This window comes from Streptomyces sp. NPDC004752, assembly GCF_053601275.1.
In genome coordinates, this window is the sequence record NZ_JBSGBN010000005.1 from 56,173 (window position 1) to 82,078 (window position 25,906).

The following is a 25,906-nucleotide window of genomic DNA, read 5'->3' on the forward strand; positions in this document are numbered from 1 at the left end:
GGCTCCGGCTTCACACTGCGTCATGGACACGACTGTCGTTCACACGTTTGCAGGAGACCTGCCCGTTTCCGGCCGATAGTCTGATTGAACCGGCGAGACTCCGTCCCATGGGAGCACTGATGAGCGTCGCACCGAAGGCGTCCGAGTCCAACTGGCCGATGCCGCCGGAGGGCGGCTGGACCGCCGACGACCTGGACCGGCTTCCGAATCTTCCTCCGCACACGGAATTGATCGACGGGAGCCTGGTCTTCGTGAGTCCGCAGACCATCTTTCACGAGCGTGCCATCGACTACTTCAAGTGGCAGCTCCAGTCTCTGGCGCCAGCGGATTTCGAGGTGTTCCGGGAGTTCACCATCGACATCGACCGGCAGAACCGTCCCGAACCGGACGTGGTCGTCGTGCGCGGGGACGTGGTCGAGGACGCGGACCAGACCCGCTTCCCGGTGGACGCAGTCGTCCTGGCCATCGAGGTCGTCTCCAACGACTCCGTCTCCCGCGACCGCGTGACCAAGCCCGTCAAGTACGCCCGGGCGAAGATCCCCCACTACTGGCGGGTCGAGAACGAACAGGGCCGTGCCGCCGTGCACGCCTTCGAACTGGAGCCGACGACCGGCACGTACACCAGCGTGGGGATCTTCCGCGAGCGGATGAAGATGGACGTTCCCTTCCCCGTGGACCTGGACCTCACCCAGATCAGGACGCGCCGCACCGCGCCGCAGTAGCCCGGCGCGAGACGGACGACGGCCCGGCACCGCGAGGCGGTGCCGGGCCGTCGTGTACCGCACGCGACGCGACGCGTCAGCGCACGAAGACGCCCGCCTGGTTCGCCAGGTCCAGGAAGTACTGCGGTGCCACGCCGAGCACCACCGTGACGGCGACGCCGATGCCGATCGCCGCCATCGTCAGCGGCGAGGGCACCGCGACGGTCGGGCCCTCCGGCCGGGGCTCGCTGAAGAACATCAGCACGATCACGCGGATGTAGAAGAACGCCGCGATAGCCGACGAGATCACACCGATGACCACCAGCGGAACCGCGCCGCCCTCCGCCGCCGCCTTGAACACGGCGAACTTCCCGGCGAACCCGGACGTCAGCGGAATGCCCGCGAAGGCCAGCAGGAACACCGCGAACACGGCCGCGACCAGCGGCGAACGCCGGCCGAGCCCGGCCCACCTGGACAGGTGCGTCGCCTCGCCGCCCGCATCGCGCACCAGGGTGACGACGGCGAACGCGCCGATCGTCACGAAGGAGTACGCGGCCAGGTAGAAGAGGACGGAGGAGACGCCGTCCTTCGACGTCGCGATGACACCGGCGAGGATGAAGCCCGCGTGCGCAATCGACGAATACGCCAGCAGCCGCTTGATGTCGGTCTGGGTGATCGCGACGATCGCGCCGCCCAGCATGGTGACGATCGCGACCGCCCACATGACCGGCCGCCAGTCCCAGCGCAGACCGGGCAGGACGACGTAGAGCAGGCGCAGCAGCGCGCCGAACGCCGCCACCTTGGTGGCCGCCGCCATGAAGCCGGTCACCGGGGTCGGTGCGCCCTGGTAGACGTCCGGCGTCCACATGTGGAACGGCACCGCGCCCACCTTGAACAGCAGGCCCATCACGACCATCGCGCCGCCGATCAGCAGCAGCGCGTCGTTGCCCATCGTGTTGGCCAGGACCGGGTCGACGCTGGTGACCGTGCCGTCGACGACCTGCGCGATCGTCGCGTACGACACCGAACCCGCGTAGCCGTACAGCAGCGCGATGCCGAACAGCGTGAACGCGGAGGCGAACGCGCCGAGCAGGAAGTACTTGACCGCGGCCTCCTGCGACATCAGGCGCTTGCGGCGGGCGAGCGCGCACAGCAGGTAGAGCGGGAGGGAGAAGACCTCCAGGGCGATGAACAGGGTCAGCAGGTCGTTCGCCGAGGGGAAGACCAGCATGCCGGCGACCGCGAACATCAGCAGCGGGAACACCTCGGTGGTGGTGAACCCGGCCTTCACGGCGGCCTTCTCACTGTCGCTGCCCGGCACGGACGCGGCCTGCGCGGCGAACGAGTCGACCCGGTTGCCGTGCGCCTCCGGGTCCAGGCGGCGCTCGGCGAAGGTGAACAGGCCGACCAGACCGGCCAGCAGGATGGTGCCCTGCAGGAACAGCGACGGCCCATCGACGGCGATCGCGCCCATCGCCGCGATGTGCGCCTTCGTCGTGCCGTACCCGTCGGCCGCGAGCGCGACCACCGCGGCGAAGGCGGCGCACAGCGCCACGACGGACACGAACACCTGGGCGTAGTAACGGGACCTGCGCGGCAGGAACGCCTCGATCAGCACCCCGACGATCGCCGCACCGACAATGATCAGGGTCGGCGACAGCTGTCCATACTCGATCTTCGGCGCGTCGATCTTCGAGATCGGGTCGGCCGCTGTTGTCCACAGGCTGTGGACGGCTACTGCGCTCACTTGGCCGCCTCCACCTCGGGCTTGGGGTCGGTCTTGTGTACGTCGGACATGGTCTGTTTGACCGCCGGATTGACGATGTCCGTGACGGGCTTCGGGTAGACGCCCAGGAAGATCAGCAGCACGACGAGCGGGGCCACCACCACGAGCTCACGCACCCGCAAGTCGGGCATCTTGGCAACCTCGGCCTTCACCGGGCCCGTCATCGTCCGCTGGTACAGCACGAGGGTGTAGAGCGCGGCGAGGACGATGCCGAAGGTGGCGATGATGCCGATCGCCGGATAGCGCGTGAACGTGCCGACCAGGACCAGGAACTCGCTCACGAAGGGCGCCAGGCCCGGCAGCGACAGGGTCGCCAGGCCGCCGATCAGGAACGTGCCCGCGAGCACGGGGGCCACCTTCTGGACCCCGCCGTAGTCCGCGATGAGCCGCGACCCGCGCCGGGAGATCAGGAAGCCCGCGACCAGCATCAGCGCGGCCGTGGAGATGCCGTGGTTGACCATGTACAGCGTGGCGCCGGACTGGCCCTGGCTGGTCATCGCGAAGATGCCCATGATGATGAAGCCGAAGTGCGAGATCGACGCGTAGGCCACCAGCCGCTTGATGTCGCGCTGGCCCACGGCGAGCAGCGCCCCGTAGATGATGCTGATCAGGGCCAGGACGAGGATGACCGGCGTCGCCCACTTGCTCGCCTCCGGGAACAGCTGGAGGCAGAAGCGGAGCATCGCGAAGGTGCCCACCTTGTCGACGACCGCGGTGATGAGAACGGCGACGGGTGCGGTGGCCTCTCCCATGGCGTTGGGCAGCCAGGTGTGCAGCGGCCACAGGGGCGCCTTCACCGCGAACGCGAAGAAGAAACCCAGGAACAGCCAGCGCTCGGTGCTGGTCGCCATGTGCAGCGAGCCGTTGGCCCGCGCCTGCGCGATCTCCTGGAGGCTGAAGTTCCCGGCGACCACGTAGAGCCCGATCACCGCGGCCAGCATGATCAGACCGCCGACCAGGTTGTAGAGCAGGAACTTCACCGCCGCGTACGACCGCTGCGTCGCCGCCGCCTTCTCGCCGTGCTCATGGGCACGGTCCCCGAAGCCACCGATGAGGAAGTACATCGGGATCAGCATGGCTTCGAAGAAGATGTAGAAGACAAAGACGTCGGTGGCCTCGAAGGAGATGATCACCATCGCCTCGACGGCCAGGATCAGGGCGAAGAAGCCCTGGGTCGGCCGCCAGTGATAGGGGCCGGTGTCCTTGGGGCCTCCCCTGCTCGAACGGAGTTGAGAGCTTGGGGAAGGGTCGGCGTCGTGCCAGCCCGCGAGGATGATGAACGGGATCAGCAGCGCGGTCAGCGCGATGAGAGCGACCGCGATGCCGTCCACGCCCAGCTCGTACCTGACCCCGAAGGCCGTGATCCAGGCGTGGGACTCGGTGAGCTGGTAGCGATCGCCGCCCGGGTCGAAGCGGACCAGGACGACGATCGCCAGGACGAGCGTGGCGAGCGAGACCAGCAGCGCCAGCCACTTGGCGGCGGTGCGCCGCGCGGCCGGTACGGCAGCCGTGGCGACCGCCCCGACGGCCGGGAGCACCGCCGTCGCTGTCAGCAGGGGAAAGGACATCGGTATCAGACCGCCCTCATCAGCAGGGTCGCGGCGACCAGGAGTGCCGCACCGCCGAACATCGAGACCGCGTAACTGCGCGCGAAGCCGTTCTGCAGTCGGCGCAGCCGCCCGGAGAGGCCGCCGAAGCCGGCCGCAGTGCCGTTGACGACCCCGTCGACCAGGGTGTGGTCGACGTACACCAGCGAGCGGGTCAGGTGCTCTCCGCCGCGGACCAGGACGACGTGGTTGAAGTCGTCCTGGAGCAGGTCGCGCCGGGCGGCCCGGGTGAGCAGCGAGCCGCGCGGGGCGACCACCGGGACCGGACGGCGGCCGTACTGCGCGTAGGCGATCGCGACGCCGATCACCAGCACCACGATCGTGGAGAGGGTGACGGTGAGGGCGCTGACCGGCGAATCACCGTGCGCGTGGCCGGTGACGGGCTCCAGCCAGTGCAGGAACCGGTCGCCGATGCTGAAGGCCGCGCCGCAGAAGACCGAGCCGACGGCCAGCACGATCATCGGGATCGTCATGACCCCGGGCGACTCGTGCGGGTGCGGTCCGTTACCGTTCTCGTCGGACTGCCAGCGCTTCTCCCCGAAGAACGTCATCAGCATCACGCGGGTCATGTAGTACGCGGTGATGGCCGCGCCGAGCAGGGCCGCACCGCCGAGGATCCAGCCCTCGGTGCCGCCCTTGGCGAAGGCCGCCTCGATGATCTTGTCCTTGGAGAAGAAGCCGGACAGGCCCGGGAATCCGATGATGGCGAGGTAGCCGAGGCCGAAGGTGATGAAGGTGACCGGCATGTACGTCCGCAGACCGCCGTACTTCCTCATGTCGACCTCGTCGTTCATGCCGTGCATGACCGAACCGGCGCCGAGGAACAGCCCGGCCTTGAAGAAGCCGTGCGTCACCAGGTGCATGATCGCGAAGACGTAGCCGATCGGGCCGAGGCCCGCCGCCAGCACCATGTAGCCGATCTGCGACATCGTCGAACCGGCCAGCGCCTTCTTGATGTCGTCCTTCGCGCAACCGACGATCGCTCCGAACAGCAGCGTGACGGCGCCGACGACGGTGACGACGAGTTGCGCGTCCGGCGCGGCGTTGAAGATCGCCGCCGAGCGGACGATCAGATACACGCCGGCGGTCACCATGGTCGCCGCGTGGATGAGGGCCGAGACCGGGGTCGGGCCCTCCATCGCGTCCCCGAGCCAGGACTGCAGCGGCACCTGGGCGGACTTGCCGCACGCGGCGAGCAGCAGCATCAGGGCGATCGCGGTGAGCTTGCCCTCGGTGGCGCCGCCCGCCAGACCGGGTTCGGCGTGGGTGCCGAGCAGCGGGCCGAAGGCGAAGGTGCCGAAGGTGGCGAACATCAGCATGATCGCGATCGACAGGCCCATGTCGCCGACGCGGTTGACCAGGAATGCCTTCTTCGCCGCGGTCGCCGCGCTGGGCTTGTGCTGCCAGAAGCCGATCAGCAGGTAGGAGGCGAGACCGACGCCCTCCCAGCCGACGTACAGCAGCAGGTAGTTGTCGGCGAGGACGAGCAGCAGCATCGCCGCGAGGAACAGGTTCAGATAGCCGAAGAAGCGGCGGCGCCGCTCGTCGTGCTCCATGTACCCGACCGAGTACAGGTGGATCAGCGAGCCGACGCCCGTGATCAGCAGGACGAACGTCATCGACAGCTGGTCGAGGCGGAAGGCGACGTCCGCCTGGAAGCCCTCGACCGGGATCCAGCTGTACAGGTGCTGGGTGAGCGTGCGGTGTTCGGCGTCCTTGCCGAGCAGGTCGGCGAAGAGGACCACGCCGATCACGAAGGAGGCCGCCGACAGGAGCGTACCGACCCAGTGGCCGACGGCGTCCAGGCGCCGGCCGCCGACCAGCAGGACGGCCGCTCCGAGCAGGGGCGCCGCGATCAGCAGCGCAATCAGGTTCTCTGCGTTCATACGGTCCAGCGCCCCTTACAGCTTCATCAGGCTGGCGTCGTCGACCGAGGCCGAGTGGCGGGTACGGAACAGCGACACGATGATCGCGAGCCCGACCACGACCTCCGCGGCGGCGACGACCATCGTGAAGAAGGCGATGATCTGGCCGTCGAGATTGCCGTGCATCCGGGAGAAGGTGACGAACGCCAGGTTGCACGCGTTGAGCATCAGCTCGATGCACATGAACACGACGATCGCGTTGCGCCTGATGAGCACGCCCGTGGCGCCGATCGTGAACAACAGGGCGGCGAGATAGAGGTAGTTGACGGGGTTCACTTCGACGCCTCCTTCGACCGCCTGGAGTTCGACGGCTCGCTCTCGGTGCGCTCCAGCCGCTCCTCGGCGCGCTGCTCCAGGGCGCGCAGGTCGCCCAGCGCCTCCGCCGACACATCACGGATCTGGCCGCGCTCGCGCAGCGTCTTGTTGACCGTCAGCTCGGACGGGGTGCCGTCGGGCAGCAGTCCCGCGATGTCCACCGCGTTGTGCCGGGCGTAGACACCGGGGGCCGGCAGCGGCGGCACGTGCGCTCCCTCGCGCACCCGCTGCTCGGCCAGCTCGCGCTGGGTCTTGGCCCGCTCGGTGCGCTCCCGGTGGGTGAGCACCATGGCGCCGACGGTGGCCGTGATGAGCAGCGCGCCGGTGATTTCGAAGGCGAAGACGTACTTGGTGAAGATGAGGGAGGCGAGGCCCTCCACATTGCCGTTCGCGTTCGCCCTGCCGGTGCCGTTGAACTGCTTCAGGGAGGCGTTCGCGATGCCCGCGAACAGCAGGATGCCGAAGCCGGTCCCGCACAGGAGGGCCAGCCAGCGCTGTCCCTTGATGGTCTCCTTCAGGGAGTCCGCCGCGGTCACGCCGACGAGCATCACCACGAACAGGAACAGCATCATGATCGCGCCGGTGTAGACGATGATCTGCACGATGCCCAGGAAGTAGGCGCCGTTGGCGAGGTAGAACACCGCCAGGACGATCATGGTTCCGGCGAGGCAGAGCGCGCTGTGCACGGCCCTCTTCATGAAGACGGTGCCCAGGGCGCCGAGCACGGCGACGGTGCCGAGCACCCAGAACTGGAATGCCTCCCCGGTGGAGGTGGTGTACGCGGCGAGTTGGGCGGTCATGCCTCCACCTCCTCGTCCTCGGGCTTCTCGCCCTTGGAGACGGCGACCTGGCGCTCGGTGCCCGGCGCGGCCTCGGTGACGAGCCCGCGGTAGTAGTCCTGTTCGTCCATGCCCGGGAAGATCGCGTGCGGGGTGTCGACCATGCCCTCGTCGAGACCGGCGAGCAGCTGCTCCTTGGTGTAGATGAGGTTGGCCCGGCTGGAGTCGGCCAGTTCGAACTCGTTGGTCATGGTGAGCGCGCGGGTGGGGCACGCCTCGATGCACAGACCGCACAGGATGCAGCGGGCGTAGTTGATCTGGTAGACACGGCCGTACCGCTCGCCCGGCGAGTAGCGCTCCTCGTCGGTGTTGTCGGCGCCCTCCACGTAGATGGCGTCGGCGGGGCAGGCCCAGGCGCACAGCTCGCAGCCGACGCACTTCTCCAGGCCGTCCGGATGACGGTTGAGCTGGTGCCGTCCGTGGAACCGCGGGGCCGTGGTCTTCTTCTGCTCCGGGTACTGCTCGGTCAGCCGCTTCTTGAACATGGCCTTGAAGGTCACGCCGAAGCCGGCCACGGGGTTAAGGAAACCGGGCTCGGTCTCCTTGGGCTCCTCAGCCATCGGACGCCTCCTTTCCATCCGAAGATCCGTCCGAAGATCCGTCACTGACAGTGTCCGCCCCGCCACTGACAATCAGCTCCCGCTCACGGCGCGGGCGGCGCCTCGGCACCGGTGGCAGTTCCTGTCCGGGCAGCGGCGGCACCGGGAATCCGCCCGCCATCGGGTCGAATACCGGTTCCCCGTCCGGCTGCTCGGCCGCCTTCGCCTTCTCCATGAACATGTCGAAGACGAAGGACAGGATCAGCAGGGTGAGGACGGCGCCGCCCACGTAGAGGACGATGTCGGTGAAGTTGTAGTTCTCGTTGCGCAGGGCCCGCACGGAGGCGACGAGCATCAGCCACACCACGGAGACCGGGATGAGGACCTTCCAGCCGAGCTTCATCAACTGGTCGTAGCGGACGCGCGGGAGCGTGCCGCGCAGCCAGATGAAGAAGAACAGCAGCAACTGGACCTTGACGACGAACCAGAGCATCGGCCACCAGCCGTGGTTCGCGCCCTCCCAGAACGTGCTGATCGGCCACGGGGCCCGCCAGCCACCGAGGAAGAGCGTGGTCGCCACGGCGGAGACCGTCACCATGTTCACGTACTCGGCGAGCATGAACATCGCGAACTTGATCGACGAGTACTCGGTGTTGAAGCCGCCCACCAGGTCGCCCTCGGACTCCGGCATGTCGAAGGGGGCGCGGTTGGTCTCGCCGACCATCGTGACGATGTAGAGGATGAAGGAGACCGGCAGCAGCACGATGTACCACTGGTCGTGCTGCCGTTCGACGATCGTCGACGTCGACATCGACCCCGAGTAGAGGAACACCGAGGCGAACGCCGCGCCCATGGCGATCTCGTAGGAGATCATCTGCGCGCAGGAGCGCAGGCCGCCGAGGAGCGGGTAGGTCGATCCGGAGCTCCAGCCGGCGAGGACGATGCCGTAGATGCCGACCGAGGCGACCGCGAGGATGAAGAGCATCGCGATCGGCAGGTCGGTGAGCTGCATCGTGGTGCGCCGGCCGAAGATCGAGATCTCGTTGCCGGCCGGGCCGAAGGGGATCACCGCGATCGCCATGAACGCCGGAATGGCGGCGACGATCGGCGCGAGGACGTAGACCACCTTGTCCGCGCGTTTGACGACGACGTCCTCCTTGAGCATGAGCTTGATGCCGTCGGCGAGCGACTGGAGCATGCCCCAGGGGCCGTGCCGGTTGGGGCCGATGCGCAACTGCATCCAGGCGACGACCTTGCGCTCCCACACGATGGAGAACAGCACGGTCACCATCAGGAAGGCGAAGCAGAACACCGCCTTGACGACGATCAGCCACCAGGGGTCGGTGCCGAACATCGAAAGGTCTTCAGCGGCGAAGTAGGGGCTCATGCCTCCACCTCCTTGGGGGCCTGGTCGGCGGGCGTCGCCGGGCCGATGCGAACGAGGGAGCCGGGCTGGGCCCCGGTGTCGGAGGCGACGCCGCCGCCCACGGAGTTCAGCGGGAGCCACACCACCCGGTCGGGCATCTCGGTGACCTGGAGCGGGAGTGCGACGGCTCCGGCGGGACCGGTCACGGTGAGCAGGCCACCGTCCGCGACGCCCGCCTGGGCGGCCGTCGCGGCCGACACGCGTACGCGTGCCGCGTGCCGGGTTCCGGCCAGTGCCTCGTCGCCCTGCTGGAGGGCACCCTGGTCGAGCAGCAGCCGGTGCCCGGCGAGCAGGGCCTCACCGGCGGCCGGACGCAGCGGCGTGACCGCCGTCTCCAGCGGCTCGGCGGCCCGCGGCCCGTCCCAGGCGCCGAGCCGGTCCAGTTCCGTGCGCGTGGTGCGCAGATCCGGCAGGCCCAGGTGGACGTCCATGGCGTCGGCCAGCATCTGCAGCACGCGCGCGTCGGTCGGCGGCAGCCGCCGGGTCATCTGGTCGGGCTTGAGCGCGGCCTCGAAGAAACGGACCCGGCCCTCCCAGTTGAGGAAGGTGCCCGCCTTCTCGGCGACCGCGGCGACCGGGAGGACGACGTCGGCGTGCTCGCTGACCTCGCTGGGCCGCAGCTCCAGCGACACCACGAAGCCGACCTCGGACAGTGCCGCACGCGCGCGTGCCGGGTCGGGCAGATCGGCGATCTCCACGCCCGCGACGAGCAGCGCCTGCAGTTCGCCGTTCGCGGCGGCCGCCACGATCTCACCGGTGTCGCGGCCGTAGCGGTCGGGGAGTTCGGACAGGCCCCAGGCCGCCGCGACCTCCTCACGCGCGCGCGGGTCGGTCGCCGGGCGTCCGCCCGGCAGCAGCGCCGGCAGCGCGCCCGCCTCGATCGCCCCGCGCTCCCCGGCCCGGCGCGGGATCCACACCAGCTGGGCGCCGGTCGCGGATGCGGCCCGCACGGCGGCGGTGAGTCCGCCGGCGACCCCGGCCAGCCGCTCACCGACGACGATCACCGCGCCCTCGGCGCGCAGCGCCTCGGCCGCCCCGGTCCCGGCCCCTTCCAGGCCGAAGCCGCTGGCGAGCGCGTCCAGCCATTCGGTCTCGGTGCCCGGAGCCGCGGCCAGCAGCGTGCCGCCGGTCTTGTCCAGGCCCCGGGTGGCGTGGGTGGCCAGCGAGAACACCTGCTGCTTGTGCTTGCGCCACGCCTTGCGCAGCCGCAAGAAGACGCCGGGCGCCTCCTCCTCCGACTCGAACCCGACCAGCAGGACGGCGGGCGCCTTCTCCAGCGAGCGGTACGTGACACCCGTACCGTCGAGATCACGGCCGCGGCCGGCGACCCGCGAGGCCAGGAAGTCGGTCTCCTCGCTGCTGTGCACGCGCGCGCGGAAGTCGATGTCGTTGGTGTCGAGCGCCACGCGCGCGAACTTGCTGTAGGCGTACGCGTCCTCGACGGTCAGCCGACCGCCGGTGAGGACGCCGGTCCTGCCGCGCGACGCCAGCAGCCCCTGGGCGGCGATCTGCAGGGCGTCCGGCCAGGACGCCGGTTCCAGCTCGCCCCCCGCGGTGCGCACCAAGGGGGTGTCCAGCCGGTCCTTCAACTGGGCGTACCGGAAGGCGAACCGCCCCTTGTCGCAGATCCACTCCTCGTTGACCTCGGGGTCGTCGGCGGCGAGCCGCCGCATCACCTTGCCGCGCCGGTGGTCCGTGCGGGTCGCGCAGCCGCCGGAACAGTGCTCGCACACCGACGGCGAGGACACCAGGTCGAACGGGCGGGAGCGGAACCGGTAGGCCGCCGATGTGAGCGCGCCGACCGGGCAGATCTGGATGGTGTTCCCGGAGAAGTACGACTCGAAGGGGTCGCCCTCGCCGGTGCCGACCTGCTGGAGCGCGCCCCGCTCGATCAGCTCGATCATCGGGTCGCCCGCGATCTGGTTGGAGAACCGGGTGCAGCGGGCGCACAGCACGCACCGCTCACGGTCGAGCAGTACCTGTGTGGAGATGGGCACGGGCTTCTCGTAGGTCCGCTTGCGCCCCTCGAAGCGGGACTCGGCGTTGCCGTGCGACATCGCCTGGTTCTGCAGCGGGCACTCGCCGCCCTTGTCGCAGACCGGGCAGTCCAGCGGGTGGTTGATGAGCAGCAGCTCCATCACGCCGTGCTGGGCCTTCTCGGCGACCGGCGAGGTGAGCTGGGTCTTCACCACCATCCCGTCCGTGCAGGTGATCGTGCAGGACGCCATGGGCTTGCGCTGGCCCTCGACCTCCACGATGCACTGCCGGCAGGCGCCGGCCGGGTCGAGAAGGGGATGGTCGCAGAAGCGGGGGATCTCGATGCCGAGTTGCTCGGCGGCCCGGATGACCAGGGTGCCCTTGGGCACGCTGATCTCGATCCCGTCGATCGTCAGCGTGACGAGGTCTTCCGGCGGGACCGCCGTCTCTCCCCCGTCCGAGGGAGCGCTGGTGGTCACGGTCATGCGTTCACCTCCGGGCGGTCGGCCCAGGCCGTCGACTTGGCCGGGTCGAAGGGGCAGCCCCGGCCCGTGATGTGCTGCTCGTACTCCTCGCGGAAGTACTTGAGCGAGGAGAAGATCGGCGAGGCGGCGCCGTCGCCGAGGGCGCAGAAGGACTTGCCGTTGATGTTGTCGGCGATGTCGGCGAGCTTGTCGAGGTCGGTCATGGCGCCCTTGCCGGCCTCGATGTCCCGCAGCAACTGCACGAGCCAGTACGTTCCTTCGCGGCAGGGGGTGCACTTGCCGCAGGACTCGTGGGCGTAGAACTCGGTCCAGCGGGTCACCGCGCGCACGACGCAGGTCGTCTCGTCGAAGCACTGCAGGGCCTTGGTGCCGAGCATGGAACCCGCGGCGCCCACTCCTTCGTAATCGAGGGGGACGTCGAGGTGCTCGTCGGTGAACATCGGCGTGGAGGAGCCGCCCGGCGTCCAGAACTTGAGGCGGTGGCCGGGGCGCATCCCGCCGCTCATGTCGAGGAGCTGGCGCAGGGTGATGCCGAGCGGCGCCTCGTACTGGCCGGGGCTCGCGACGTGGCCGCTGAGCGAGTAGAGCGTGAAGCCGGGAGACTTCTCGCTGCCCATCGACCTGAACCATTCTTTGCCGTTGTTCAGGATGGCGGGAACTGACGCGATGGATTCGACGTTATTCACCACAGTCGGGCAGGCATAGAGCCCTTCGACAGCAGGGAAAGGGGGACGCAGCCGCGGTTGGCCGCGGCGGCCTTCGAGCGAGTCGAGCAGCGCGGTCTCCTCACCGCAGATGTACGCGCCGGCGCCGGCGTGCACGGTGAGGTCGAGGTCGAGTCCGCTGCCCAGGATGTTCTCGCCGAGGTAGCCGGCCGCGCGGGCCTCGCGCACGGCCTCGTGCAACCGCCGCAGAACGGGGACGACTTCACCACGCAGATAGATGAAGGCATGCGACGACCTGATGGCATAACACGCGATGACCATGCCCTCGATGAGGCTATGCGGGTTCGCGAAGAGGAGCGGGATGTCCTTGCACGTCCCGGGCTCCGATTCGTCGGCGTTGACAACTAGATAGTGCGGTTTTCCATCCCCCTGGGGAATGAACTGCCATTTCATTCCCGTCGGGAATCCCGCGCCGCCGCGCCCGCGCAGACCGGAGTCCTTGACGTACGCGATCAGGTCGTCCGGCGACATGGCGAGCGCCTTGCGCAGCCCCTCGTACCCCTCGTGCCTTCGGTACACGTCCAGCGTCCAGGACCTGTCCTCGTCCCAGAAGGCCGACAGTACGGGTGCGAGCAGCTTCTCTGGGCTGTGGTCCTTGAGTTCGGCTGCCAACGTCATCACTCCCCCTCCTCGGTGGCCTGGCCGGCGGGCGGCGTGTCCTGGGGTTCCTGGGCTCGCGGATGGACCACGCGCGCGGGTGCGGTCTCTCCCTTGGCCAGGCGGAGGCCCACCAGCGAGGCGGGTCCCGCGCTGCCGCTCTCCTCGACGGCCCCCGGCCGCTCGTCGGGGAAGCCGGCCAGGATGCGGGCGGTCTCCTTGAAGGTGCACAGGCGCGCCCCGCGCGTCGGCTCGACGGGGCGTCCCGCGCGGAGGTCGTCCACGAGGCGGGTGGCGCTCGTCGGCGTCTGGTTGTCGAAGAACTCCCAGTTGACCATCACGACCGGCGCGAAGTCGCAGGCCGCGTTGCACTCGATGTGTTCCAGGGTGACCTTGCCGTCGTCGGTGGTCTCGCCGTTGCCGACACCCAGGTGCTCCTGGAGCGTCTCGAAGATCGCGTCGCCGCCCATCACCGCGCACAGCGTGTTGGTGCACACGCCCACCTGGTAGTCACCGGACTGCTTGCGCCGGTACATGGTGTAGAAGGTGGCGACCGCGGTGACCTCGGCCGTGGTCAGGTCCAGCATGTCCGCGCAGAACTGCATCCCGGTGCGCGTGACGTGGCCCTCCTGCGACTGCACGAGGTGCAGCAGCGGCAGCAGGGCGGACCGGGAGTCGGGGTAGCGCGCGATGACCTGGCGCGCGTCGGCCTCCAGCCGGGCCCGTACGTCGTCCGGGTACGCGGGCGCGGGCAGCTCGGGCATGCCCAGGCTGACGCCCCGCTCCGAAGAAGAGGTGGTCACCGGTCGACGCCTCCCATCACGGGGTCGATGGACGCGACGGCGACGATCACGTCGGCGACCTGGCCGCCCTCGCACATCGCCGCCATGGCCTGAAGGTTGGTGAAGGACGGGTCGCGGAAGTGGACCCGGAAGGGGCGGGTGCCGCCGTCGGAGACGGCGTGCACCCCGAGCTCGCCCTTGGGTGACTCGACCGCCGTGTACGCCTGTCCCGGCGGGACGCGGAAGCCTTCCGTGACGAGCTTGAAGTGGTGGATCAGGGCCTCCATGGAGGTGCCCATGATCTTCTTGATGTGGTCGAGGGAGTTGCCGAGCCCGTCCGGTCCCAGGGCGAGCTGGGCGGGCCAGGCGATCTTCTTGTCGGCGACCATGACCGGTCCCGGCTGGAGCCGGTCCAGGCACTGCTCGACGATCCTGAGCGACTGGCGCATCTCCTCCAGGCGGACCAGGAAGCGCCCGTAGGCGTCGCAGCTGTCGGCGGTCGGGATGTCGAAGTCGTACGTCTCGTAGCCGCAGTACGGCTGCGCCTTGCGCAGGTCGTGCGGCAGGCCGGTGGAGCGCAGGATCGGGCCGGTGGCGCCGAGGGCCATGCAGCCGGCCAGGTCGAGGTAGCCGATGTCCTGCATACGAGCCTTGAAGATGGGGTTCCCGGTGGCGAGCTTGTCGTACTCCGGGAGGTTCTTCTTCATCTTCTTCACGAACTCGCGGATCTGGTCCACCGCGCCGGGCGGCAGGTCCTGGGCGAGTCCGCCGGGCCGGATGTACGCGTGGTTCATCCTGAGCCCCGTGATGAGCTCGTAGATGTCGAGAATCAGTTCACGATCACGGAATCCGTAGATCATGATCGTGGTGGCGCCCAGCTCCATGCCGCCGGTGGCGATGCACACCAGGTGCGAGGACATCCGGTTCAGCTCCATCAGGAGCACCCGGATGATCTCGGCCCGCTCGGTGATGTCGTCCTCGATGCCGAGCAGCTTCTCCACGGCAAGGCAGTAGGCGGTCTCGTTGAAGAAGGACGTCAGGTAGTCCATGCGCGTCACGAATGTGGTGCCCTGCGTCCACGTCCGGTATTCGAGGTTCTTCTCGATACCGGTGTGCAGGTAGCCGATGCCGCAGCGGGCCTCGGTGACCGTCTCGCCCTCGATCTCCAGGATCAGCCGGAGCACCCCGTGGGTGGAGGGGTGCTGGGGCCCCATGTTGACGACGATGCGTTCGTCGTCGGCGCGGGCCGCCGACTGGACGACCTCGTCCCAGTCGCCACCGGTGACCGTGTATACGGTGCCCTCGGTGGTCTCGCGCGCCGAAGCCGCCGACGCCGCGGATGCTGACTGCGTGCTCACGAGTAAGACCTCCGCTGGTCCGGAGCCGGGATCTGGGCGCCCTTGTACTCGACGGGGATGCCGCCGAGGGGGTAGTCCTTGCGCTGCGGATGGCCCGGCCAGTCGTCCGGCATCATGATCCGCGTCAGGGCCGGGTGCCCGTCGAAGACGATGCCGAAGAAGTCGTAGGTCTCGCGCTCGTGCCAGTCGTTGGTCGGATACACGGCGACCAGCGACGGGATGTGCGGCTCGCTGTCCGGGGCGCTGACTTCGAGGCGGACCAGCCGGTTGTGGGTGATCGAGCGCAGGTGGTAGACGGCGTGCAGCTCGCGGCCCTTGTCCTGCGGGTAGTGGACGCCGCTGACGCCGGTGCACAGTTCGAAGCGCAGCGCCGGGTCGTCGCGCAGGGTGCGGGCGACCTGGACGAGGTACTCGCGCTCGATGTGGAAGGTCAGCTCGCCGCGGTCGACGACCGTCTTCTCGACGGCGTTGTCCGGGACGAGTCCCTGCTCCTCCAGGGCGCCCTCGAGTTCGTCGGCGACCTCGTCGAACCAGCCCCCGTACGGGCGGGTGGCCGGTCCCGGGAGTCGGACCGAACGCACCAGACCGCCGTAGCCGGAGGTGTCACCGCCGTTGGTGGCGCCGAACATGCCGCGCTGGACGCGGATCTCCTCACCGCCCTCGCCGCGCCGGCCGGGGAGGTTGGAGGCGGCGAGGTCCTTCTCGGGGTTCACGCCGTTCGCGCCGGTGCCGTTCGCGCCGCTGGTGCCGTTCGCGTCGCTCATCGCAGCAGCCCCTTCATCTCGATCGTGGGCAGGGCCCTGAGCGCCGCCTCCTCCGCCTCGCGGGCCGCTTCCTCTGCGTTCACGCCCAGCTTGGAGGACTGGATCTTCTGGTGGAGCTTGAGGATCGCGTCCATCAGCATCTCGGGCCGGGGCGGGCAGCCGGGGAGATAGATGTCGACCGGGACGATGTGGTCGACGCCCTGGACGATCGCGTAGTTGTTGAACATGCCGCCCGAGGAGGCGCAGACGCCCATGGAGATCACCCACTTCGGGTTGGGCATCTGGTCGTAGACCTGGCGCAGCACCGGCGCCATCTTCTGGCTGACCCGGCCAGCGACGATCATCAGATCCGCCTGGCGCGGCGAGCCGCGGAAGACCTCCATGCCGAAGCGCGCCAGGTCGTAGCGGCCGGCGCCGGTCGTCATCATCTCGATGGCACAGCAGGCGAGGCCGAACGTCGCGGGGAAGACGGACGACTTGCGCACCCAGCCCGCGGCCTGCTCGACGGTGGTCAGCAGGAAACCGCTCGGCAGCTTTTCTTCGAGTCCCATGTCCTTAAGGCCCCTCAGTCCCATTCCAGGCCGCCGCGCCGCCATACGTACGCGTACGCGACGAAGACGGTGAGCACGAAGAGCAACATCTCCACGAGCCCGAAAACACCCAGGGCGTCGAAGGTGACGGCCCAGGGGTAGAGGAAGACGATCTCGATGTCGAAGACGATGAAGAGCATCGCCGTCAGGTAGTACTTGATCGGGAAGCGCCCGCCGCCGGCCGGCGTGGGGGTCGGCTCGATGCCGCACTCGTAGGCTTCGAGCTTGGCGCGGTTGTACCGCTTGGGCCCGATCAGCGTGGCCATGACCACGGAGAAGATCGCAAAGCCTGCCCCGAGGGCTCCCAGTACGAGGATGGGCGCATACGCGTTCACCGCTCCTCGCTCCTCTCAGTCGGCACTGACTGCTGGCGGTTGCATCGGGCTCACATCCGCCCCACCCGTCCCACGAGCCCCGCTCGTCCCGGGCGAAGATCGAGAACATGTGAAGCAGGTCACAAGCCCAACTGCCTCGCATCTTATGCCCGCCACTCTGTGATCTGCGACACGGGGTATTGCACGAGCTTTGTGATCTCCACCACCTGACGAAGGATCATGAAGTCGGATGAGCGGCGATCTTCGCACGCGAAGCGTTCGAGCGATCACCAAAGGTGACATTTTCGCTCGTCACCCCAGGCCGGAGCGGGCGTCTCAATATCAAGAGACTTCTCTTGCATGCAAATTGGTATTGGACCGGACGTACTGATAGAGGAGCGCATTCACACATCGGAGGGAGGGGTGGGACGCGATGTGGACGCGTGCACGCGTTCACGAAGTCGATGGGGCGCAAACCGGACAACGGACGCGACCACAGTGGTAACCGTTCCGTGACCTCCGCCACATCGATGAGAGTTGCCTGAGAGCGAGGCTTGGCCTTGGCCGAAACCGATGGTAGGCGCGGGGCAATTCGGGCGTATCAACGAAAGCCCATGATCATGGGCTTGATCACCTGCGTCCGCAATGTCCGTTACGGCGTCAATAAAGAACGACACGCCCGGGATTCGCCGTCACGATTGAGCAACTGTGGCGCAGCACACGTTTCTTGAAGATATGAAGGAGCCCCTGGTACCGCTAGTTCCCATGTCCCACACCGCTCACATACGCAGCCACCGGAAGCCCCGCCGCAGCGCGTCGACCATCGCGATGCGGGCCGGAGTTGCCGGTGGCGTCCTCGGCACCCTGGCAGTCGCCGGTGCGTCCGGTTCGGCGAGCGCCGCCGAACCCGTGACGCAGACCCTCGAACTGCCCACCCTGACGGCCGACATGGCCGTCCAGGTCGCCCAGTCCGCGGAGGTCACGCAGCAGGCCGCCGCGAACTACCAGCTCCAGGCCGAACGCGACGCAGCCGCCGCAAAGGCCGCGAAGGAGGCCAAGGCGGACCTGGCCGACGCCAAGAAGAAGGCGGCGGCGAAGAAGAAGGCCGAGGAGGCCGCCCGCAAGGCCGCGGCCGAGCGCGCCTCGCGCGCCGCCGAGCGGACCACCCTGAGCGCCTCCGCCTCTGCCTCCACCTCCTCCCCTGCCTCCAGCTCCAGCTCCGACTCCGGCTCGGGTGCCTCCGCGAGCGTCTCCACCGGCAGCTCCACGGCCACCGGTTCGGCCGCCACGGTCATCTCGTTCGTGAAGGCCCAGGTCGGCAAGGCATATGTCTCCGGCGCCACCGGCCCGTCCGCCTACGACTGCTCCGGGCTTGTGCAGACCGCCTTCAAGCAGGTGGGCATCAGCCTGCCGCGCGTCTCCCAGGACCAGTCGACCGCGGGCACCCAGGTCTCGCTGAGCAACCTGCAGCCGGGCGACATCCTGTACTGGGGCGGCGCGGGCAGCGCCTACCACGTGGGGGTGTACGTCGGAGACGGCATGTTCGTCGGCGCGCAGAACCCGTCCTCGGGCGTCGTCGAGAGGCCGCTGTCGTACGACCCGCCGTCCGGCGCGGTGCGGGTGCTCTGAGCGCACCGGCACCCGGAAGGGCCGCGGCCGCTCGGGGGCCGCGGCCGCTCCGCCTCATCCCAGGTCGAAGGTGTTGGGCAGGCCCAGCCGGTAGCGCACCTCGTCGACGCGCTTGAGGGGTTCCAGCTCCGGCGGGCGGAACAGCTCCCACAGCCGACAGCGCTCGGCGTCCGAATTGTCCGCATCCAGGAGCGCGTTGACGGCCCGTCGCGCCGACTCGTTGGCGCCCTCCATCGTCGCCAGGTCCACGTCCGTGCGGACATAGTCGCCCGCGAGGAAGAAGTTCGGCACGGCGGTCCTCGCCGACGGGCGGTTGTAGAGCGTGCCGGTGGGATGGATGAGCAGCTGCTCGCGGTTCTGCGGGTCGGGACCGCCCAGACCCGTCACCGCCGGGTCCATGAACCAGCCGAGCCGGTCCCCGTCCGTGAGCGTGGTCTTGCCCGAGTCGTTCAGCCCGCGAGACGATGGCCGACAGACAGTCGTGAGCCTGCCCGTCCCCGTAGTCGCGCGCGAAGTCCCGCTTGTCCCAGAACTGCGCCTGTCCGACGGCGGTCACCGCCCAGGGTGAGTCCATGCAGTTGATGTGCCCGTGCACGACGGGCGTCGGGGTACGCAGATAGAACATCACGCCGGTCATCCAGTCCGTCCTCAGCGCGTCGCACCGGCCCAGCTGGGGGTCGGCGGCGCGCAGGGCCCGTCCCCAGGTCGCGCGGGCGTGTTCGACGGGCAGCGCGCAGACGTAGTGGTCGGCGGTGACGGTGCGCTCCTCGCCGCCGTCCCGCGCTGCCAGCCGCACCCCGGTCACCCGGCCGCCCTCGTAGACCACCTCGCGCACCCGGGTGCCGAGCACGAAGTCGACGCCTCGGGAGCGCAGATACGTCTCCCAGGGGTCGATCCATGCCTCGCTCGTGGGGGCGTTGAGGACCCGGTCTACGTCGGCGTCGCCGTCCATGCCCCGGCCCAGCAGGCCCCACAGCAGCAGGGCCTCGATGATGACCCGGCCGACCGTGCGCGTGGAGGCGATCTCGGCGCGGGTGGCGACCAGGTTGCGGGTCTGGCCGATGCCGAGAAGCACCTGGTACTCGCGGCTCATCTCGCCGGCCCGGATGAAGTCCCACCACGGGACCTTCTCCCACTGGCCCTCGCGGCGGGCGTCGCAGCTGGTGAGGTGGACCAGGAGACGGCCGACGAAGTAGGCCGCCTCATGGGCGGGCAGGCGGGTGCCGAGGTCGAGGAGGGACAGGATCTGGTCGCGGATCCAGGACGGGGTGAGGTCGCCGGGCGCGGGCGGGGTGGTGATCCGGCGCAGCGGGAAGTGCAGGTCGGGGCGGCCCGCGCCGCGCGCGAAGAGCGCCTCCGTGCCACCGCGGAGGTTGTCGTGGACTCCGCCCGCGTTGCCGGGGAAGGGGATGCGGCGCATCGTGTCCGGCAGGTTCCGGTAGAAGCCGGGGAAGAACCGGAAGCCGTGCTCGCCGGGGAGCGGTCTGCGGCCGTCCGTGCCCGTGCCGGGGACGTCCATCGAGCGGGCCTTGCCGCCGAGGGCGTCGTAGTACTCGTAGACGGTGACCGCATAGCCGCGTTCGGCGAGTTCGTGGGCGGCGCTGAGGCCCGAGACGCCGCCGCCGAGAACGACGACCCGCTTGCCCGCGGCGCCGGGGGCCGCGACGGCGCGTCCCGCCGTCCCCAGGGCGGCGGCCGCTCCCCCGGCCGCCGTCCCGCCCGCGGCGGCCAGGAAGCGTCTGCGGGAGTGTCCGACGTGCCCCTCAAAGTGCTGGGCGTGTTCTGTTGTCATGAGAACCGGAGGGTAGGGAGGGGGCCCGCAAGCCGGAACCCCGCAGTCCCGTCACCCACAGCATCCTCACAAACACAGGGAGGCAACAGATGCCCAGCGTCTTCGTCCAGGGCAGGCCCGTCGACACCTATCCGCGGCTCGCGCCCGAGGCCGGGCGGGGTGCGGTCCGGCGGATCACCGAGGTCGGCGAGGAGGTCCTGCACAAGCCCTGCCGGGACATCACCGAGTTCGGGCCGGACCTCGCCGCGCTCATCGACGACATGTTCCTGACGATGTACGTAGCCGAGGGCGCCGGACTCGCGGCGAACCAAGTCGGCCTCGGTCTCCGGCTGTTCGTCTACGACTGCCCCGACGACGACGGTGTCCGGCATGTCGGGCACCTCGTCAACCCCGTGCCGGACCGCCTCGACCCGGCCGGGCGGCGGCTGCTCGACGAGGGCGAGGGCTGTCTGTCCGTGCCGGGCGCCGTGATGGAGATGCCGCGCCCGGACCGGGCCGTGGTGCGCGGCCTGGACCGGGACGGCCGCCCGCTCGTCATCGAGGGCACGGGGTACTTCGCGCGCTGCCTCGCCCACGAGACCGACCACCTGAACGGACATCTGTACCTGGACCGGCTCTCCCAGCGGGACCGCAGGGAGGCGCTGCGGCAGGTCGCGGACCGCCGGACGGAGGTGCTCGCCCGCCGGACCGCCCGCACCACGGCCTTCACCAGCTAGCCAGCCGGACGCCGGCCCGCACGAGCCGGCCGGACGCCCACCCGCACGAGTCGGCCGGGGCCCGGGGTCATGCCTTCGGCGCCACCTTGCTCAGCCCGTTGATGATCCGGTCCATCGCGTCGCCGCCCGTCGGGTCGGTGAGGTTGGCCAGGAGCTTCAGGGTGAACCTCATCAGGAGCGGGTGGGTCAGACCGCGCTGGGCGGCGATCTGCATGACCTTCGGGTTGCCGATGAGCTTCACGAAGGCACGGCCGAGCGTGTAGTAGCCGCCGTAGGTGTCCTTGAGGACGCGCGGGTAGCGCTGGAGCGCCAGTTCGCGCTGGCCGGGCGTGGCCCGCGCGTGCGCCTGGGCGATGACCTCGGCGGCGATCTGGCCGGATTCCATGGCGTAGGCGATGCCCTCGCCGTTGAAGGGGTTCACCAGGCCGCCGGCGTCGCCGACGAGCAGCAGGCCCTTGGTGTAGTGCGGCTGACGGTTGAAGGCCATGGGGAGCGCGGCGCCGCGGATCGGGCCGGTCATGTTCTCGGGGGTGTAGCCCCAGTCCTGCGGCATGGACGCGCACCATGCCTTGAGGATCTCGCGCCAGTCCAGGTCCTTGAAGGAGGCGGAGGTGTTGAGCACCCCCAGGCCGACGTTGGAGGTGCCGTCGCCCATACCGAAGATCCAGCCGTAGCCGGGCAGCAGCCGGTCCTGCGGGCCGCGCCGGTCCCACAGTTCCAGCCAGGACTCCAGGTAGTCGTCGTCGTGACGCGGGGAGGTGAAGTACGTACGGACCGCGACGCCCATCGGGCGGTCCTCGCGGCGGTGCAGGCCCATCGCGAGGGACAGCCGGGTGGAATTGCCGTCGGCGGCCACCACCAGGGGCGCGTGGAAGGTGACTTCCCGCTTCTCCTCGCCGAGCTTGGCCGTCACGCCGGCGATGCGGCCGGTGCGGTCGTCGACGATCGGGCCGGAGACATTGCAGCGCTCGTACAGCCGGGCGCCCGCCTTCTGCGCCTGGTGGGCCAGTTGCTCGTCGAAGTCGTCGCGTTTGCGGACCAGCCCGTAGTCGGGGAAGGAGGCGAGATCCGGCCAGTCCAGCTGGAGGCGGACCCCGCCGCCGATGATTCTGAGGCCCTTGTTGCGCAGCCAGCCCGCCTCCTCGGAGATGTCGATACCCATCGACACGAGCTGTTTGACGGCGCGCGGGGTGAGGCCGTCGCCGCAGACCTTCTCCCGTGGGAACTCGGTCTTCTCCAGCAGGAGTACGTCGAGTCCGGCCCTGGCGAGGTGGTACGCGGTCGTGGAGCCGGCTGGCCCCGCGCCGACGACGATCACATCGGCGGTGTTGTCGGAGAGGGGCTCGGTCACGGCGGGGTCTCCCCAAGGTTCGAAAGGTGCGTGCCGACCGGCACTGGACACGGGCAGTCTATTCAGCGGCTCTGATCACCCGGCTGAAGGGCTGCCCCGAGAACCGAACCCTCCCGTAGTAGGCAGTGGTACGGCGGTGGTACGGCAGTAGCAGGGCAGTAGTACGGCTGCGTGTGCCCGCCCATGCGAGCGGCTGTGGACGGCGGGGTGCCGAGGGTGGTGGCGAGAGTGGTGCCGAGGGTGGTGGCAATGGTCACCGCCCACAACGAGGCCCGCGCTGCCATTCCGACTCCATGACGGACGGTAGTCGTCTGTCACAGAAAGCCACCTCGCGCTTCCGGGTGGTCCGCGTCGGGGTTACCCTTCCAGTACCGCTGGGGGTGACATCTGTGCACATAACACCCAAAACACCCGAGGTGCGCGTCCCGCGCCTCGTCGGCCTGATGGCCGTGGACGCGCGCGAGCGGGCCCGGGCACAGGGCCTGTTCCTCAACGCGCCGGACCGACCGGATTTCCACCGCACGGTTGTCGACTACGTCGTGCGCCAGTACCCGCAGCCCGGTGCCGAGGTGCCGCGGGAGTCCATGGTGTACGTGTGGTTCGACCTCGGCGAGGGTGACGGTGGCGGTGGCGTCCGCGAACCACGCATTCCGAGACCGCCCGCGGGCGGGCTGCAACGGGAACTGAACGAACCGGGCGGCGCCTTCGAGATGACCAACCGGTAGCGGCGCCTGCGGGGTCAGGCCGCTTTGAAGCCCCGGTGCAGGGCCACCACGCCACCGGTGAGGTTGCGCCACGCCACCTTCGACCAGCCCGCCGCGCGCAGCCGCCCGGCCAGTCCTGCCTGGTCGGGCCAGGCGCGGATGGACTCGGCGAGGTAGACGTAGGCGTCCGGGCTGGAGGAGACCGCCCGCGCCACCGGCGGCAGGGCACGCATCAGGTACTCGGTGTAGACGGTCCGGAAGGGCGCCCACGTGGGATGCGAGAACTCGCAGATCACCACCCGCCCGCCGGGCCGGGTCACCCGGTGCATCTCGCGCAGCGCGGCGTCCGTGTCCTGCACATTGCGCAGCCCGAAGGAGATCGTCACGGCGTCGAAGGTGTCGTCCTTGAACGGCAGCCGCGTCGCGTCGCCCGCGGTGAAGGGCAGCCAGGCGTTGCGCTTTTTGCCGACCTGGAGCATCCCGAGGGAGAAGTCGCAGGGGACGACATAGGCGCCGGTCCGGGTGAAGGGCAGCGACGAGCTGGCCGTGCCCGCCGCGAGGTCCAGGACCTTCTGCGCGGGCCGCGCGTCGACCGCGCTCGCGACCTCCTTGCGCCAGCGCCGGTCCTGGCCGAGCGACAGGACGTCGTTCGTCAGGTCGTACCGTTCAGCCACCTCGTCGAACATCGAGGCGACTTCGTGCGGCTGCTTGTCCAGGGATGCGCGGGTCACCCGCCCATTGTGGCAGCAGGGGGTGTGCCGCCCGCGCGGCGCCCTCGGCGTCGTCACGGCATCGTCGCCGCATCGTCACGGCAGCAGCCTCGGCCGCTTCCGCGCCGCCACGTCCTCCACCCAGCCGCACAGCAGGACGAAGACCGCGAGGAGGAGCCAGCCGATGCCGAACAGGAACCACTGGCTGTCCAGCGGCAGATATCTCGCGAAGGCGGGCACGTCCCAGAACCGGTCGATCAGCGGCACGGCCAGGACGAGCGCGATCTCGTGCCAGAGGTAGATCGTCACCGCGCGGGCGTTGAAGACCGTCACGAGCCGGTCGGTCCGGCGCAGCCGGGTGAGCCGGGCGAAGTCGATCCGGAAGTACGCCTTCGCCCACATCAGCAGCGTGCCGAAACCGGCCGACCAGAAAGCCTGCGCGAGCGGGTTCTCGTCCAGGTCGTACGTGCCGAACTCGGCCTGGTGCGCGAAGGCGTACCAGGCGCCGTAGCCGAGCGCGGCGAGCGAGAGGGCGACGACCGCGACCGGCTTGATCCGCTGGAGCACCCCGTCGTGGTGCGCGAAGCCCAGGATCCAGCAGAACAGGTACGTCGACAGGTCCCACAGGGCGCTGCCCAGCCGGCCGTCCGGCGGCGACCAGAGGAAATTCAGCACACAGACGGGCGCGAGGGACAGTAGCAGCACGGGGACCGGCGCCCTGCGGAACAGCCACAGCAGGGCCGGGGAGAGCAGGACGAACCAGAGGTACGTCCGCAGGTACCAGAGGATCTCCCAGGTCTGCTCGGCCCACGCGTCGCCCGGCGGATCGCCGATCGGCACGATCCAGTAGACGATCTCCCGGCCCGGCAGCCAGCCGTGCACCAGCATCGCGAGGACGACGAAGAAGCCCCAGAACCAGAACGGCGGGAGGAGTCTGCGCAGCCGGCTTCGGAGCACCGTGAGCGCGGGCCGCTCCAGGGACCTGGCCATCAGCGTGCCGGCCAGGCCGAACATGATCCCCGTGACTCCTCCCCCTCGTAAACGAGGGGGCTTCTCGCTATGCCGGTGCGGCTTCGCGACGGACCAGCCCGGCCCGTAGAACGTTCAGGGCGCCTACCGTGTCCGCGTGCGCGGTGTGGCCGCACGAGACGCAGTGGAACTTCTCCTGTGTGGGCCGGTTCTCCTTGGCGGTGTGCCCGCATGCGGGGCACCGCCGGGAGGTGTTGCGGGGGTCCACGGCCATCACTTCCCGTCCGGCGCATTCTGCCTTGGCGGCGAGGATCTGGAGGAACACCCTCCATCCGGCATCAGCGATCGAGTGGTTGAGTCCGGCCTTCGCGCGGGCCCCGTTGGGCAGGAAGCCACCCGGCTGTTCCGGGTCGGGCTTCGGCGCCGGGGCCTTGCTCATGTTGCGGATCAGGAGGTCTTCGTGCGCGATGAAGTCGTGTTCCCGGACGAGGTGAAGCGCGGTCTTGTGTGCGTGATCCAGGCGTTGGCGGCGGACCTTGCGGTGCAGCCGGGCCACGGTCTCCACGGCCTTACGGCGGCGCTTGCTGCCCCGCTTGCACCGGGACAGGGCCTGCTGTGCGGCTTCGATCTTCGCGGCGGCCTTCCCCCCGTGGCGGGGGTTGGGCACGAACTCGCCGTTGGAGTCGGCGAGGAAGTTGGCTATGCCCATGTCGATGCCGGCCACGCTGCCGGTCGCCGCGAGCGGCTCGGGCTGGGCCTGCTCAGCGGTCAGGATGACATACCAGCGGCGGCCTTCCCGCTTGACCGAGACCGTCCTGACCTCGCCGGCCAGGGGCCGGTGCTGGTGGACCTTGACGTGCCCTACACCCTGGAGGCGGACGCGGGTGACGGGGTCGTGCGGGGTGGAGTCCCAGCGGCAGCCGTCGCCGTCCTTGGGGAAGTCCACGGTGTCGAACCGCTTGCCTGACCGGAAACGCGGATAACCCGGCTTTTCCCCGGCCCCGACCCGGCGGAAGAACGCAGCGAACGCCTTGTCCAGCCGACGCAAGGTGGCCTGCTGGGAGGAGAACGACCAGCGCCCCTGACGCTCCGGGTCAAACGCCCGGATGTCCTTGAGCTGAGCGGACTGCTGCCCGTACCGGATCGTCGTCCTGCTGGCGTGCCGGTAGGCGTCTCGGCGTTCCTGCAAGGCTCCGTTGTAGAGAGAGCAGTGATCACGCAGTATCCCGGCGAGCGCGCCTTGCTGGCCCACGGTGGGCCGCATCAGGAACTTGTACGCACGGAGCATCCGGCCCACCCCCTTTC

The 25,906-nt window shown here is 69.3% G+C and carries 22 protein-coding genes and 2 pseudogenes; 4 read left to right on the forward strand and 20 right to left on the reverse strand.

Translation table 11 applies throughout. The annotated features are described in order from the left end of the window. The first annotated feature begins 119 nt into the window (after positions 1-119). The gene (locus ACWEKM_RS03690; protein WP_451619518.1) at positions 120-722 is read left to right on the forward strand and encodes a Uma2 family endonuclease; all 603 of its coding nucleotides are present in this window, start codon (positions 120-122) and stop codon (positions 720-722) included. A 76-nt stretch (positions 723-798) separates the two neighbouring features. Here ACWEKM_RS03690 and nuoN read toward each other — a convergent pair whose 3' ends face one another. Genes nuoN through ACWEKM_RS03760 form a run of 14 tightly spaced genes read right to left on the reverse strand, consistent with a single transcriptional unit; the run spans position 799 to position 16,751 of the window. Beyond that, positions 799-2,448, reverse strand: coding sequence for an NADH-quinone oxidoreductase subunit NuoN (nuoN, locus tag ACWEKM_RS03695; RefSeq protein ID WP_451619519.1), 1,650 nt, complete (start codon positions 2,446-2,448; stop codon positions 799-801). Next, positions 2,445-4,055, reverse strand: coding sequence for an NADH-quinone oxidoreductase subunit M (locus ACWEKM_RS03700; RefSeq protein ID WP_451619520.1), 1,611 nt, complete (start codon positions 4,053-4,055; stop codon positions 2,445-2,447). The genes nuoN and ACWEKM_RS03700 overlap by 4 nt, the downstream gene beginning before the upstream one ends. Before the next feature lie 5 nt (positions 4,056-4,060). Further along, positions 4,061-5,980 (reverse strand): NADH-quinone oxidoreductase subunit L, encoded by a 1,920-nt coding sequence (nuoL, locus tag ACWEKM_RS03705; RefSeq protein WP_451619521.1) that lies wholly within the window; start codon positions 5,978-5,980, stop codon positions 4,061-4,063. Between the two features lie 15 nt (positions 5,981-5,995). Next, a complete protein-coding gene (gene nuoK, locus ACWEKM_RS03710; RefSeq protein ID WP_023547474.1) occupies positions 5,996-6,295 on the reverse strand; it encodes an NADH-quinone oxidoreductase subunit NuoK in 300 nt (99 codons plus the stop codon). Next, positions 6,292-7,134 (reverse strand): NADH-quinone oxidoreductase subunit J, encoded by an 843-nt coding sequence (locus ACWEKM_RS03715; RefSeq protein WP_451619522.1) that lies wholly within the window; start codon positions 7,132-7,134, stop codon positions 6,292-6,294. The genes nuoK and ACWEKM_RS03715 overlap by 4 nt, the downstream gene beginning before the upstream one ends. After that, the gene (nuoI, locus tag ACWEKM_RS03720; RefSeq protein WP_451619523.1) at positions 7,131-7,733 is read right to left on the reverse strand and encodes an NADH-quinone oxidoreductase subunit NuoI; all 603 of its coding nucleotides are present in this window, start codon (positions 7,731-7,733) and stop codon (positions 7,131-7,133) included. Before nuoI ends, ACWEKM_RS03715 begins: the two co-directional genes overlap by 4 nt. Next, on the reverse strand, positions 7,726-9,099 hold the full coding sequence (gene nuoH, locus ACWEKM_RS03725; protein WP_451619524.1) for an NADH-quinone oxidoreductase subunit NuoH: 1,374 nt from the start codon (positions 9,097-9,099) through the stop codon (positions 7,726-7,728). Before nuoH ends, nuoI begins: the two co-directional genes overlap by 8 nt. Continuing rightward, positions 9,096-11,600 carry an NADH-quinone oxidoreductase subunit G gene (locus tag ACWEKM_RS03730; protein WP_451619525.1) on the reverse strand — a complete coding sequence of 835 codons (2,505 nt, stop codon included), beginning with the start codon at positions 11,598-11,600 and terminating at the stop codon, positions 9,096-9,098. Before ACWEKM_RS03730 ends, nuoH begins: the two co-directional genes overlap by 4 nt. Next, positions 11,597-12,946, reverse strand: a complete 1,350-nt coding sequence (gene nuoF / locus ACWEKM_RS03735; RefSeq protein ID WP_451619526.1) for an NADH-quinone oxidoreductase subunit NuoF — start codon at positions 12,944-12,946, stop codon at positions 11,597-11,599. Before nuoF ends, ACWEKM_RS03730 begins: the two co-directional genes overlap by 4 nt. Next, a complete protein-coding gene (nuoE, locus tag ACWEKM_RS03740) occupies positions 12,943-13,725 on the reverse strand; it encodes an NADH-quinone oxidoreductase subunit NuoE (protein ID WP_451619527.1) in 783 nt (260 codons plus the stop codon). The genes nuoF and nuoE overlap by 4 nt, the downstream gene beginning before the upstream one ends. Then, complete coding sequence (locus ACWEKM_RS03745) at positions 13,722-15,062, reverse strand: NADH-quinone oxidoreductase subunit D (RefSeq protein ID WP_451619528.1); 1,341 nt, start codon at positions 15,060-15,062, stop codon at positions 13,722-13,724. Before ACWEKM_RS03745 ends, nuoE begins: the two co-directional genes overlap by 4 nt. Next, positions 15,059-15,826, reverse strand: a complete 768-nt coding sequence (locus ACWEKM_RS03750; RefSeq protein WP_451619529.1) for an NADH-quinone oxidoreductase subunit C — start codon at positions 15,824-15,826, stop codon at positions 15,059-15,061. Before ACWEKM_RS03750 ends, ACWEKM_RS03745 begins: the two co-directional genes overlap by 4 nt. Next, positions 15,823-16,377: a NuoB/complex I 20 kDa subunit family protein gene (locus ACWEKM_RS03755; RefSeq protein ID WP_451619530.1), complete on the reverse strand. Its 555-nt coding sequence runs from the start codon at positions 16,375-16,377 to the stop codon at positions 15,823-15,825. Before ACWEKM_RS03755 ends, ACWEKM_RS03750 begins: the two co-directional genes overlap by 4 nt. 14 nt (positions 16,378-16,391) lie before the next feature. Further along, positions 16,392-16,751, reverse strand: a complete 360-nt coding sequence (locus ACWEKM_RS03760) for an NADH-quinone oxidoreductase subunit A (RefSeq protein ID WP_007383963.1) — start codon at positions 16,749-16,751, stop codon at positions 16,392-16,394. A gap of 744 nt (positions 16,752-17,495) precedes the next feature. Here ACWEKM_RS03760 and ACWEKM_RS03765 point away from each other — a divergent pair. Then, positions 17,496-18,359, forward strand: a complete 864-nt coding sequence (locus tag ACWEKM_RS03765) for a C40 family peptidase (protein WP_451619531.1) — start codon at positions 17,496-17,498, stop codon at positions 18,357-18,359. A 54-nt stretch (positions 18,360-18,413) separates the two neighbouring features. On the opposite strand, the pseudogene ACWEKM_RS03770 reads toward ACWEKM_RS03765, so the two are convergent. Continuing rightward, positions 18,414-20,151 (reverse strand): annotated as a pseudogene (locus tag ACWEKM_RS03770) (hydroxysqualene dehydroxylase). An 89-nt stretch (positions 20,152-20,240) separates the two neighbouring features. Between ACWEKM_RS03770 and def the strand changes: the two are divergent. After that, positions 20,241-20,867: a peptide deformylase gene (gene def, locus ACWEKM_RS03775; protein ID WP_451619532.1), complete on the forward strand. Its 627-nt coding sequence runs from the start codon at positions 20,241-20,243 to the stop codon at positions 20,865-20,867. 67 nt (positions 20,868-20,934) lie between these two features. Here the strand turns inward: def and ACWEKM_RS03780 are convergent, their stop codons facing one another. Both ACWEKM_RS03780 and ACWEKM_RS03785 read right to left on the reverse strand, forming a co-directional pair. Further along, positions 20,935-22,218 (reverse strand): geranylgeranyl reductase family protein, encoded by a 1,284-nt coding sequence (locus ACWEKM_RS03780; protein ID WP_451619533.1) that lies wholly within the window; start codon positions 22,216-22,218, stop codon positions 20,935-20,937. A 62-nt stretch (positions 22,219-22,280) separates the two neighbouring features. After that, the gene (locus tag ACWEKM_RS03785; RefSeq protein ID WP_451619534.1) at positions 22,281-22,502 is read right to left on the reverse strand and encodes a hypothetical protein; all 222 of its coding nucleotides are present in this window, start codon (positions 22,500-22,502) and stop codon (positions 22,281-22,283) included. Between the two features lie 105 nt (positions 22,503-22,607). Between ACWEKM_RS03785 and ACWEKM_RS03790 the strand changes: the two genes are divergently transcribed. Beyond that, positions 22,608-22,943: a PASTA domain-containing protein gene (locus tag ACWEKM_RS03790; protein WP_451619535.1), complete on the forward strand. Its 336-nt coding sequence runs from the start codon at positions 22,608-22,610 to the stop codon at positions 22,941-22,943. 14 nt (positions 22,944-22,957) lie between these two features. Here ACWEKM_RS03790 and ACWEKM_RS03795 read toward each other — a convergent pair whose 3' ends face one another. The 3 genes and pseudogenes from ACWEKM_RS03795 to ACWEKM_RS03805 form a co-directional block, all read right to left on the reverse strand. Beyond that, a complete protein-coding gene (locus tag ACWEKM_RS03795; RefSeq protein WP_451619536.1) occupies positions 22,958-23,653 on the reverse strand; it encodes a demethylmenaquinone methyltransferase in 696 nt (231 codons plus the stop codon). Between the two features lie 75 nt (positions 23,654-23,728). Further along, positions 23,729-24,652 (reverse strand): annotated as a pseudogene (locus ACWEKM_RS03800) (acyltransferase family protein); the annotation flags it as partial. Positions 24,653-24,689: 37 nt separating this feature from the next. Further along, positions 24,690-25,889, reverse strand: coding sequence for an RNA-guided endonuclease InsQ/TnpB family protein (locus ACWEKM_RS03805; RefSeq protein ID WP_451619537.1), 1,200 nt, complete (start codon positions 25,887-25,889; stop codon positions 24,690-24,692). Positions 25,890-25,906 lie beyond the last annotated feature (17 nt).